An 11,471-nucleotide genomic window follows, 5' to 3' on the forward strand; every position below is an offset into this window, starting at 1 on the left:
ACGGACGCGGTCAATGGCAGCCAGCTGTTTGCGACCAACCAGGCCATCGAAGATGTCGCGACGACGGCAGGCAAGGGCTGGAACCTGAGCGCCAACGGGGAGGCCACGCCGCAGAACATCGTCCCGGGCGGTACGGTGGACTTCACCAGCAGCAAGACGGGCAACATCCGCGTCACCCGCAACGGCAGCACGATCGACGTGGAAACGGCCGATGACGTGAACTTCACCAGCGTGACCACCGGTGCCACGAAGATCGACAACAGCGGCGTCGCGGTCGGTTCGGATGTGAAGCTGGATGGCAGTGGCCTGACCATTGCGAACGGCCCGAGCGTGACGACCACCGGCATCGACGCTGGCAAGAAGATCATCACCAACGTCGCGGACGGCGTGGCGCTGACCGATGCGGTCAACGTCAGCCAGCTGAATGCCGCGACGTTCGATGCTGCCAATAAGTGGATCACGGGTAATCCGTCGGCCTACATCTACCGCGCACCTTCGGCAAGTGGCCCGGACAGCACGGCCGTGGGATCGGGAGCGATCAGCAGTGGCAAGAACTCCGTGGCCTTGGGCAGTCAGTCGAACGACGATGGCCGCAGTAACGTCGTCTCGGTCGGCTCCGCGAATGGCGGCGAGCGCCAAGTCACCAATGTAGCGGCCGGGTCCAAGGACACCGATGCCGTCAACGTCGCCCAGCTACGGCCCTTTGCCGATGCGCTCGGCGGCGGAACAACGGTGAACGCCGACGGCACGGTCACCGGGCCGACCTACAACATCAACAGGGTCGAGGCCGATGGAACGCTCACGGCTCAAACGTACAACAACGTGGGCGATGCGCTGGGAGGCGTCAGCTATTCGCTGGACAACCTCTCGAAGGACGTCAAGAACGAGTACGCCTACAGCAAGTACTTCCGAGCCAACTCGACCGCAGCCGGGGCAGCAGCCACCGGTGCCGAAAGCACGGCCATGGGTCCGCAGTCGACGGCGAGTGGTGCCAGCGCGGTGGCGGCGGGCGATCGCGCCAGCGCAAGCGGCGCGGGCAGCGTCGCGGTGGGCCAGCAGAGCAACAGCTCGGGCGCATCGTCGGTGGCCATCGGGCAGAACGCGCAGGCGACCAACACCGGTTCCATCGCCATGGGCTTCAACACCGTCTCCAGCGGCCTCAACACGATTGCGATCGGCACGGGCGCGGTAGCGACCAACTCGGTGGCTGTCGGCGCAGGCGCACAGGCCGGCGGCGGCAGTGCGGCTTTCGGTGACAACGCGATGGCGTTGAATGCAGTGCGCGGCACGGCCCTCGGCAATGCGGCCACGGTCACCAGCGCCGGTGGCGTTGCGCTCGGTGCCGGGGCGGTGGCCAGCAGGGCGGGCATGAACGGCCAGCGCGAGGCGGTCTCCAATGTGGCCGTCTCCTCCACGCAGGGCGCGGTGTCCGTGGGCAGCCCGGGCAACGAGCGTCAGATCACCAATGTCGCTGGAGGTACCGAGGACACGGACGCTGTCAACGTGCGGCAGCTGCGTGCAGTGGCCGTGGACGGCGGCGTCCGCTACGACCAGAACGCGGACGGCACCACCAACTACAACAGCGTCACCATGGGCAATGGCCAGGCGCCGAACGGTACTCGCATCTCGAACGTGGCGCCCGGCATCGCCGGCACCGATGCGGTCAACATGAACCAGTTGAATGCGACCAACAACCGCATCGAAAACGTGGCGCGCACTGCGTACGCCGGCGTTGCGTCAGCCATGGCCACGCAGATGCCCGGCACCTATGTGCCCGGCAAGACAGTCATGCGCGTGGGCTCGGCCGTCTTCAAGGGCGAGTCCGCCGTGGGCATCAGCTTCCGCCGCACTTCGGAGAACAACGGATGGAGCGTCACCGGTGGCGTGGGCATGAGCCGGGCCGGTGTTGCCGCCACAGTGGGTGCCGAGTGGGTTTTCAACTGATTCGAGGATGTCGGCAATGACCAACAAAGAAGAGAGCTTCCGCCCCGCGTGCCGGGGCATGGTGCACGCCATGGCCTGGATGGCGTCTGCGCTGCTGCTGGCCGCCTGTGGCACGCCGGGTCGCGCCATCGATCCACAAGACCAGGCGGCCGCCATAGCGGCCAAGCCTGTGCCTCCTGGTGCCGCCGAGTTTCCGTCGCTGGAAACGGCCAAGTGGCAGCAGGGCGCCTTCCCCAACCTGGACAACCTGCGCCAGGTCCAGCCGGGCATGGGCAAGGACCAGATCCGCCAGCTGTTGAGCTGGCCGCACTTCAGCGAAGGCCTGTGGGGCGTGGAGGAGTGGAACTACATCTTTCACCTGCACACCGGCAACGGGCCCGAGTTCATGACCTGCCAGTACATGGTGCGCTTCAACGACGCGATGGTGAGCACCGGTGCCTATTGGAAGACGGGGGAGTGCGAGGCATTGGTGACCCCGCGGACGGCCAGGGTTGCGGCAGCGCCGGTCAAGCCGGTGGTGCAGCCGCTGCCTGCGCCGCCCCCCGTCCCGCTGAAGCCGCAGAAGATCAGCCTGAGCACGGACGGCTTGTTCCGCTTCGGCGGCGGCGCAGCGGCCGATCTGCAGGTCGAAGGTCGACGCAAGGTTGAACAACTGGCGCGCGAAATCCAGCGCAATTTCTCATCGATCAAGGCAATCACCGTGACCGGCCATACCGATCGGATCGGCAGCGACGCCTACAACGAGACCTTGTCCCTGAAGCGAGCGAACACCGTCCGTGACCTGTTGGTCCGCGCTGGCATCGATGCAAGCCTGATCAGGACGATTGGCGCGGGTGAGACAAGCCCGGTGGTGGACTGCCCCGGCTCCAGGAAAACGCCCGCGCTCGTCGATTGCCTGCAACCCAATCGCCGCGTCGAGATTGAAGTCACTGGAGCAGTGCCGATCTAAACAGTGTCGATTTGGCCGGCGGCGTAACCGAGGCTGATTTCAGCCTGGCTTGCCATACGCGAAATCAGCGATAACGTGCCAGTTCATCGGTGCGTGCCGCAATGAGGTCAATCAAAGGCTGGCACGTGCCCTCGAACCGTGATTCGGCACCGATCATGGCACCCTCTGCATCGCCCAGCACCATGAAGATCCTGTGCGCCAGGCGCATCGAGAGGGTGCGGCGATGTCCGGCTGATTTCAGCAGCCGCCTCAGTTCCACTTGATGATCCAGCAGATGCCGACTCAGCCTGTCGACCCGGGCATGGATGATGAGCGACAGCGACCCGCCGCGCGTGGTGCCTGGCTCGAACGACAAGTCCGGAGCGTCGCGAAGCCCTTCGACCACGGCGCGATAGACGTGTTCGCCGATCTCGAAAATTGCCGAGAGTGTCCCCGGGCAGGACCGACAGGCGCAGGGCGCCGTTGAAGAGATGTGTTGGACAAAGCACGCTGGCATGGCTGTTCCGGCCAAGGCCCTCTGCAGAACATGGCGGATGGTGCATCGCCCTGATCCCGGTTCAAAGTTCAGCAGGCGATCGGGCACACCGATCATCAAGCCTTGCAAGCTGCGGTACGCATGCTGGAGCTGGCGCAGCGAGCGCTGCGTGTTCGTGATCGTTCCGGCGCGCGCCTCGTCGATGCCAGCGGCCAGATGAGCCAGGCGCCGGCGCACGTGGACAGCCTGTTCATAGGGGTCGGAAGGCATGACCTGAAAGGCTGATCTGCGGCACGCAACGAGTTGGGCCTTCGAGCCATCCCCGTCGGGCAGCCTGGCCAGCGTGCCGCAGAAGCGTGCCACTGTGTGCGCGAGTGGCTTCATTGCATCGTTCGTGATGCGGCAGGGCCGATCGGCGGTGCGGGGCGTGGCCGCCATCAGCGGCAGTCGTTCGAAGTGTTGTTGAGTTCGATCCAGCATGCGAAGAGAGGATGTCCGTTGATGATTTGAGGTGGGCCGGCGCGGTAGGCGAGGTAGCCCAGTTTCCGGAGCAGGCGCTCGATGCCCGGCGAGGAGAGTGTGGTGATGAGGCGGCTCGCGCCGTGCCGGAGCGCGCAGGAACGAACTGCTTCCAATAAGCCGACAGTCGTCGGAGACGAGAACTGGCCTGACAAGACATTGGATTGAAAGTCAATCGCCGCAAAGCGCGATAGCTCCCAGACTTCGTCGGAGCTCGGTGGCGGTGAGTCCCCCATCAACTCCGGGAAGATCTCACTGAGCAGATAGGGCCGCACCGTGGGCAGCAAGCGGGCGACGCCGACATAGCGCCCCTCTTCGCGCGCGGCCACGTAGAGAGTGTCCGGCCGATCGAATTGATCGAGTTCCAGCCCGGCCTGTGTGGCCAGATCCCACCCTAACGTTTCGACGAATACTTTGTGCCGGTATTGAGCGAGCCCGACAAGAACTTCTTCGGGTAACTCGTGTGATGTGCCTGTAGTGAATTCCACCCTGACTCCTTTGTAATGGGTGGTATTTCACCCAAATCAGAGGTGGATGGAAACTACCAATGTTGGTAGGACAACCTCAGCAACGAAATAGTTAATGGCCTGGATGGCATGCGTATCGAAGGAGCAGGGCAGTGCGCAACGGCTCCGCCCACGCCAAGGTGTCCACCCAATCGGCGAGGCGTTGCAGGTTGCGGTGCCATGGGAAGTCGCGCCTCTGGTCGTTGATCAGCAGCACATTAGTAAAAGGGAGGCTCAGGCGATGCCATCGGGCTTGGCCGGGCATGCACCGCAGCTCCCAGTCCCAGCCCAGCGTTGCGGGCGATCCCGCTGCATCGATCCATTCCGTGTAGCCGGTAATCGTGGTGGGTCGACCGCATGCTTGCAGTGCCGGCAGGGTCTGCTCGTCATAGATGCCCGACACCAAATGTGTTAACTGCAGGATCTGCAGTCCTGGCGTTGAAAGCCGAAGCAGACCATCGGAATGCGCTGGTGCATCAGATTCGAGATCTCTCATCGAACGAACTCTATAGAGTGGCTGTGCCTTGGTTCGGTGATACCGAAGAATCCGGGGGCGCCCCGCAGTCACGTTAATTGAGCAATCCGAGCATTGCGGCTCGCACGACTGCGGCTGTCTTATTTACAGCGCCGAGCTTAGTGGTGGCGTTGCTCACATGGAAGTTGACCGTATCGATGGAGATCGCGAGTATCTGCCCAATCTCGCTGGATGTCTTTCCGTCGGCGGTCCACTTCAGAACTTCGAGCTCACGGCTGGTCAGCCTCTCATCGATCTCGCACACCCTGGGCAACAGAGCTTGGGTCAGGGCCAGGTGCGCGATGTTGACCAGCCATCGCATTCTCCCTTCCTTGGCTTCGAGCTCGCTCGCCGACAGCGCCTCGCCCGAACGCGACAAGGTCAGCATGCCGACCACACCATTGGCATCCAGGTTTGACTGGGCCCAGCCGACGCGCAGCCCGAAGGATCGCGCCTCCGCCCATAGCTGCGGCGCGGAGGCGAACAGTTCATCGCTCCAGACCACAGGCGTCCTGGTGCGCCGCCCATGCGCGACCGTCGGGTCGGTGCTGACGTAGCCAGCTTCCCGGTAGCGCTCGGCCCAATCCCGGGGATATTCGAACAGGGTGAACACCTTTGGATTCGACAGCGGAAACGGGAATCGAAGCCCGTAGCTGCAGTACTCGAAGCCCAAGCCGTGCGCAGCGGCAATGATTTCGTCGAAGATCTGCTGCTCGCCGGGCGCAATGGCAACGATGCGCAGCAAATCTTCTTGCCAGTTGTTCATGACGCGCCTCCCGAGGGACTTCAAATCGAAAACAGTTTGCCAGCCGGGTTGTTCCCCGTACCTCCCCAGGCAGAATTAACCACGATTTTGGAGACCTAGTTTGCATACTCGCAACCTCGCAGCCCTGCCCCTCACGCGGTTCGACGCAGCCATCATCGACCTCGATGGCACCATGGTCGACACGCTCGGCGATTTCGTCGTGGCGCTCAACCGCATGCTCGACGAGCTCGCCCTGCCGCCGATCACTGCGGAGGCGATCGGCCAGACGATCGGCAAGGGCTCCGAGCACCTGATTCGCTCGGTGCTGCGCCACGTGCGCGGCGATCGCCCTGCGGATGCCGCGCTCTTCGATGCAGCCTGGCCTCGCTACTTGCACCACTACCTCGCCATCAACGGGCAGCATGCGCCGATCTACGCCGGCGTCGTCGAAGGCCTGGCTGCACTGCGGGCCCACGGCCTGCGGCTGGCCTGCCTGACCAACAAGCCCATCGCCTTGGCGCGCCCGCTGCTGGCGGCCAAAGGCCTGGACGTCTACTTCGAGCACCTTTTCGGCGGCGAGGCTTTCGAGCGCAAGAAGCCCGACCCGCTGCCGCTCCTGAAGACTTGCGAAGCCCTGGGCAGCGCGCCCGCGCGCACGCTGATGGTCGGCGATTCGAGCAACGACGCGCAGGCCGCGCGCGCCGCCGGCTGCCCGATCGTGCTGGTGAGCTATGGCTACAACCACGGCCAGCCCGTGCGCGAGGTGGACGCCGATGGCTTCGTCGATTCGCTGGCCGAGCTCGCGGGCGTGCTCGGGTCGGGTTGACGATAGTTGACAGTCAAATAGATGAAAAGTAATGTATCGACGAGCCCGCCGAACTTGCGTTTCGGCGGCCCGTGGCCCACAACACTTTTTGTCTATGAACATCGCGATCCTGGGCGGCGGCCATGGCTGCTATGCCGCCGCTGCCGACCTGTCAGAAGCCGGCCATTCGGTGCGCCTGTGGCGCCGTGATGCCGATGCATTGGCAGCCGTGCGCCGGGCCGGCTCCATTCGCCTGAAGGATGCACGCGGCGCGCGCGACGTCCCCATTGCGCTGGCGACGGCCGACATCGGCGAGGCACTGCGCGGCGCTTCGCTGATCGTGATCCCCACGCCCGCCATCGCGCAGGAAGACATCGCCCGCGCCATGGCGCCGCACCTGGTGGATGGACAGGTGGTGTTCCTCCCGCCCGGCACCTTCGGCAGCTTCGTGATGGCGCGCATCGTGAAGCAGGCCGGCAACCGCGCCGACGTGGCCTGGGCCGAGACCGGCACGCTGCCCTATCTTGCGCGCAAGCACGGCGAGCGAGAGGTCAACGTCACGATCCGCGCGATCCGCCTGCCCACCGGCGTCTATCCGGCTCGCAAGCAGAGCGAGGCGCTGGCGGTGATCCGCGCGGCCTACCCGAGCGTGCACGGCTGCGGCGATGCGCTCTCGGGCGCGCTGATGAACGCCGGCCCGGTCATCCATCCGCCGCTGATGGTGATGAACGCCGCGCCCCTGCAGCACTTCGAGCGCTGGGACATCCACAACGAGGGCACGCAGCGTGCGGTGCGCGATGTGACCGACCGGCTGGACCAGGAGCGCATCGCAGTGCGCGAGGCTTTCGGCCAGGGCGCACCGCACTATCCGCTGGCCGACCACTACAACAACGACCAGTGGATGTACGGCGATGCCCACAAGCAGTTGGTGAAGTCGGGCGACTGGCGCGAGAACATCGACCTCTATGCCCATCGCTACATCACCGAGGACACGGAGCTCGGCCTGGCCTTCCTGGCCTCGGCGGCGCGCCATGCTGGCGTCGATGCGCCGATCGCGCATGGGCTGCTGGCCATCGTCGGCGGCTTCCTCGGTCGCGACCTGCGCCGCGGCCCGCGCACCTTCGAGGCGCTGGGCCTCGCGGAGCTCGACCAGCCTGCGTTGAAGTCGAGGTTGCACGATGGCGAATGAGGCCGCCGCGGCACCCCGTTTCGTCGCCGTGGGCGCGGGCCGCATGGGGCGCGGCATCGCCATCGCCTGTGCGTACGCGGGCCACCGCATCTCGCTGGTCGACTTGCGCGTGCGCAGCGACGAAGCCTGGCAGAAGCTGCGCGCCGAAGCGCGCGCCGAGATCGAGGGCAGCCTCTCCAGCCTCGCGCAGCTGGGCGTGCTCGATGCGGCGCAGGTGCCCGCGATCGCCGATCGCGTCGAGCTGGTGCCCGCCATCGCTGCGCCGCGCGCGCTGGCCGGTGCCGAGCTGGTGTTCGAAGGCGTGCCCGAAACGATGGAGGCCAAGCGCGAGGCCTTCGAGCAGCTCAACCGCCATTGCAGCGAGGACGCGATCCTCACTTCCACCACCAGCAGCATCCTGGTCACGCAGATCGCCGCGCTGGTGAAGAGGCCGGAGCGCTTCCTCAACATGCACTGGCTCAACCCGGCGTACGTGATCCCGGTGGTGGAGCTGAGCTGCCACCCCGGCACCGATGCCGCGGTGCTCGCGCGCACCAAGGCGCTGATGGAAGCCATCGGCAAGCTGCCGGTCGTGTGCGGCCCGACGCCGGGCTACATCGTGCCGAGGCTGCAGGCGCTGGTGATGAACGAGGCCGCCCGCATGGTCGAGGAGGGCGCCGCCACTGCCGAGGAGATCGACAAGGCGACGCGCTACGGCCTCGGCCTGCGCTTCGCCGCGCTGGGCGTGGTGGAGTTCATCGACTTCGGCGGCGCCGACATCCTGCACCACGCGAGCCGCGAGATGTCGGGCTCGATCGATTCTGCGCGCTATGCCGCACCGGCCATCCTCGAGCGCATGATGGAAGAGGGCCGGCTGGGCCTGAAGAGCGGCAGCGGCTTCTACGACTACGCGGGCCGCGACCTGGGCGCCTACCGGCGCGATGTGCTGGCGCGCACGCTCGGCATGCTGAAGCACGCCGGGCTGTGGCGCCCACCGGCCGAGCAGACGCAGCCATGACCAAGATCCGCCGCGCCTTCGCCGATCTGTCGGTCGGACAGGTGCACTACGCGAGCTGCGGCGATCCGCGCGTCGAGACGGTGCTGCTGCTGCACCAGTCGCCGCGCAGCTGGGCCGAGTACCGCCACGTGCTGCCCTTGATCGGGCGCCGTTTCCGTGCCGTGGCGATGGACACCGCGGGCTTCGGCGATTCGGACGACGGCGGCGTGCCCGCGAGCATCGAGCAATGGGCGCGGGTGGCCGTCGAACTGCTCGATGCGCTGCGCATCGCCCGCGCGCACGTGGTGGGCCATCACACGGGCGGCGTCATCGCGGTCGAGCTGGCGAGCGCATTCGCAGCGCGCGTGCACGGACTGGTGCTCTCGTCAACGCCATACACCGACGCCGCCTTCCGCAGCGCACGGGCCCAACGCCCGCCCATCGACGAGGTGGCGATGAGCGGCGACGGCAGTCACCTGGCGGCCCTGTGGCAGAAGCGCGCCGGCTTCTACCCGGCCGGCCGGCCCGAGCTGCTGGAGGCCTTCGTGATGGACGCGCTCAAGGTGAGCGGCCGGATGGAGGAGGGACATCGCGCCGTCGCGGCCTATCGGATGGAGGAGCGCATTGCGAAGATCAGGCAGCCCACACTGATCCTGCGCGCGACCGACGATCCCTTCGCCGCTCCGCATGCCCACGACCTGAAGGCCCACATCCCGCAGGCCCGCATCGTGGCCATCGAAGGCGGCATGGTGCCGTTGCCGGAGCAGCTGCCCGAGGCCTTCGCCGGCGCGGTGCTGTCCTTTCTGGAGCCGCTGTCGTGAAGGCAGTGCGCATCTCCGGCTTCGGCATTGCACCGGTGCTGGACGAACTGCCCGAGCCGCAGCCGCGCGCTGGCCGAAGCCTCGTGCGCATGGCGGCGGCCACAGTCGGGCATATCGATCGCACGGTCTGGAGCGGCGCCTTCTTCGCGCATCCGCCGCTGCCCTACATCCCCGGCGTCGAAGCCGCGGGCACCGTGGTCGCGAGCGATCGCCACGCACCGGGCCAGCGCGTGTGGCTGCGCGGCAGCGGCCTGGGCACGACGGAGAACGGCACCTGGTGCGAGCTGATCGATGCGCCCGACGAGGCGTTGGGCCTGCTGCCCGACGGGCTCGACATGGCACTCGGCGCCGCCTTTTTCTCGCCATGCACCTCGGCCTGGGTGGCGCTGCACGAGATCGCCGGATTGCGCGCCGGCGAGCGCGTGCTGGTGACGGGTGCCACCGGCGCGGTCGGCTCGATGACCGTGCAGCTCGCGCGCGAGACGGGCGCCGTCGTGTTCGCGCGCGCCGAGGAAGCGGCCGGGCAGCCGGTGGATCTGCTGGTCGACACCGTCGGCGGCCCGATGCTGGAGGCGGCCTTGCCCCATGTCGCGCCCGGCGGCCGCGCGGTGCTGGTGGGCTACACGGCCGGCAACTTGCTGCCTTTGAACATCGCGCATTTCCTGCAGCGCGACGTGGCGTTGCTGCCGCTCAACATGTTCCGGCGCGATGCCGCCGGCCGCGCCGCCGTGCCGTCGTTGCTGGCGCGGCTGTCGGACGGAAGGTTGAAGCTCGAGGTGAAGCGCTTCCCGCTCGGCGAGGCGGCGAGCGCGCTCGAATGGATCACGCAGCGCGGACACCGGGGCAGGGCGGTGCTGGTTCCGTGAGGTCGGTGCGCGGCGCCTGGATCTAAGATCGTTGCGTATCACGCCACTTCGGAGAAAGCATCGACATGGACATTGCCGAGTCCTGGCTCGCGCTGAGTGCGCCCGTGGAAGCTGCGCGTGCGGCGGGCCGTCCGCTGGTGGCGCTGGAGTCGACCATCATCGCGCATGGGATGCCCTATCCGGAGAACGTGCGCACCGCGCGCGAGGTCGAGGCATCGATCCGCCAACTGGGGGCCGAGCCCGCCACCATCGCGCTGATCGACGGGCGCATCCGCATCGGACTCTCGGACGATGAACTGGAACTGCTCGGCCGTTCAGGCCAGGTGCACAAGGTCAGCCGGCGCGACCTGCCGGCGGTGCTCGCCAGCCGCGAGCTCGGCGCCACCACCGTGGCCGGGACCATGGTCTGCGCCGCGCTGGCCGGCATCGAGGTCTTCGTCACCGGCGGCATCGGCGGCGTGCACCGCGGCGCGCCGCAGAGCTTCGACATCTCGGCCGACCTGCAGGAACTGGCGAAGACTTCGGTGGCGGTGGTGTGCGCCGGCGCCAAGTCGATCCTGGACATCGGGCTCACGCTGGAGTACCTGGAGACGCATGGCGTGCCGGTGCTCAGCTGTGGGCAGGATAACTTCGCGGCCTTCTACACGCGCGACAGCGGCTTCCGTGCCGATTACCGGTTGGACGATGCGCAGGCGCAGGCGCGCTTCATCCGCACCAAGTGGGCGCTGGGCCTCGCGGGCGGCGTGGTGCTGAGCACGCCGGTGCCGGAAGCGGCGGCCATGCCGCGCGAGGAGATCGATGCGCTCACCGACCAGGCCCTGGCCGAGGCGGCGGCGCAGGGCATTGCCGGCAAGGCCGTGACGCCTTTCCTGCTGGCGCGCATCAAGGCGCTGACGGGCGGCCGCAGCCTGACCACCAACATCGCGCTCGTGAAGCACAACGCCGAAGTGGGCGCGCGGCTGGCGCTGGCGTTGGCGAGCATGCAGGCCTGATCTTTGTCAGGGTCTCCTGTCTGGGGGCTCGCGAATTTCCGGCCTTTCGGTGCTCGCAAGATCTGCGCGACAAAGAACGAGTTTGTTTTTGCTGCCGGCGCGACTACAGTCCGCGGCACCAAAAACAAGGGAGTCCCCCGTGAAGAACAAGATCGCTGCCTTGCCGGCGG

Annotated in this window: 12 protein-coding genes; 8 read left to right on the forward strand and 4 right to left on the reverse strand. The window is 66.7% G+C overall.

Going from position 1 to position 11,471, the window contains the following annotated elements; translation table 11 throughout:
• Positions 1-1,944, forward strand: a 1,944-nt coding sequence (locus tag J2739_RS27635; RefSeq protein ID WP_309907708.1) for a YadA family autotransporter adhesin, incomplete at its 5' end; no start/stop codon positions are given.
• Positions 1,945-1,960: 16 nt separating this feature from the next.
• Positions 1,961-2,893 carry an OmpA family protein gene (locus tag J2739_RS27640; RefSeq protein WP_309907710.1) on the forward strand — a complete coding sequence of 311 codons (933 nt, stop codon included), beginning with the start codon at positions 1,961-1,963 and terminating at the stop codon, positions 2,891-2,893.
• A gap of 64 nt (positions 2,894-2,957) precedes the next feature.
• Here J2739_RS27640 and J2739_RS27645 read toward each other — a convergent pair whose 3' ends face one another.
• From J2739_RS27645 to J2739_RS27660, 4 genes are all read right to left on the reverse strand, one after another.
• On the reverse strand, positions 2,958-3,848 hold the full coding sequence (locus J2739_RS27645) for a hypothetical protein (protein ID WP_309907712.1): 891 nt from the start codon (positions 3,846-3,848) through the stop codon (positions 2,958-2,960).
• A complete protein-coding gene (locus J2739_RS27650; RefSeq protein ID WP_309907714.1) occupies positions 3,806-4,375 on the reverse strand; it encodes an acyl-homoserine-lactone synthase in 570 nt (189 codons plus the stop codon). The genes J2739_RS27645 and J2739_RS27650 overlap by 43 nt, the downstream gene beginning before the upstream one ends.
• Before the next feature lie 91 nt (positions 4,376-4,466).
• Positions 4,467-4,889: a DUF4902 domain-containing protein gene (locus J2739_RS27655; protein ID WP_309907716.1), complete on the reverse strand. Its 423-nt coding sequence runs from the start codon at positions 4,887-4,889 to the stop codon at positions 4,467-4,469.
• Between the two features lie 73 nt (positions 4,890-4,962).
• The gene (locus tag J2739_RS27660) at positions 4,963-5,673 is read right to left on the reverse strand and encodes an autoinducer binding domain-containing protein (RefSeq protein WP_309907717.1); all 711 of its coding nucleotides are present in this window, start codon (positions 5,671-5,673) and stop codon (positions 4,963-4,965) included.
• A 100-nt stretch (positions 5,674-5,773) separates the two neighbouring features.
• On the opposite strand from J2739_RS27660, the gene gph reads away from it, so the two are divergent.
• The 6 genes from gph to J2739_RS27690 all read left to right on the forward strand — a co-directional run bounded on the left by gph (position 5,774) and on the right by J2739_RS27690 (position 11,301).
• Positions 5,774-6,478 (forward strand): phosphoglycolate phosphatase, encoded by a 705-nt coding sequence (gene gph / locus J2739_RS27665; protein WP_309907719.1) that lies wholly within the window; start codon positions 5,774-5,776, stop codon positions 6,476-6,478.
• A gap of 94 nt (positions 6,479-6,572) precedes the next feature.
• Entirely contained in the window at positions 6,573-7,646 is a 1,074-nt protein-coding gene (locus tag J2739_RS27670) for an NAD/NADP-dependent octopine/nopaline dehydrogenase family protein (RefSeq protein WP_309907721.1), read from the forward strand.
• Positions 7,636-8,643 carry a 3-hydroxybutyryl-CoA dehydrogenase gene (locus J2739_RS27675; RefSeq protein WP_309907724.1) on the forward strand — a complete coding sequence of 336 codons (1,008 nt, stop codon included), beginning with the start codon at positions 7,636-7,638 and terminating at the stop codon, positions 8,641-8,643. The genes J2739_RS27670 and J2739_RS27675 overlap by 11 nt, the downstream gene beginning before the upstream one ends.
• Positions 8,640-9,443, forward strand: a complete 804-nt coding sequence (locus J2739_RS27680) for an alpha/beta fold hydrolase (protein ID WP_309907726.1) — start codon at positions 8,640-8,642, stop codon at positions 9,441-9,443. The genes J2739_RS27675 and J2739_RS27680 overlap by 4 nt, the downstream gene beginning before the upstream one ends.
• A complete protein-coding gene (locus tag J2739_RS27685) occupies positions 9,440-10,309 on the forward strand; it encodes a quinone oxidoreductase family protein (protein WP_309907728.1) in 870 nt (289 codons plus the stop codon). The genes J2739_RS27680 and J2739_RS27685 overlap by 4 nt, the downstream gene beginning before the upstream one ends.
• A 65-nt stretch (positions 10,310-10,374) precedes the next feature.
• On the forward strand, positions 10,375-11,301 hold the full coding sequence (locus tag J2739_RS27690; protein WP_405053980.1) for a pseudouridine-5'-phosphate glycosidase: 927 nt from the start codon (positions 10,375-10,377) through the stop codon (positions 11,299-11,301).
• Positions 11,302-11,471: the final 170 nt, after the last annotated feature.

Source organism: Variovorax soli, assembly GCF_031454625.1.
In the GTDB taxonomy this organism is placed as follows: domain Bacteria; phylum Pseudomonadota; class Gammaproteobacteria; order Burkholderiales; family Burkholderiaceae_C; genus Variovorax; species Variovorax soli_A.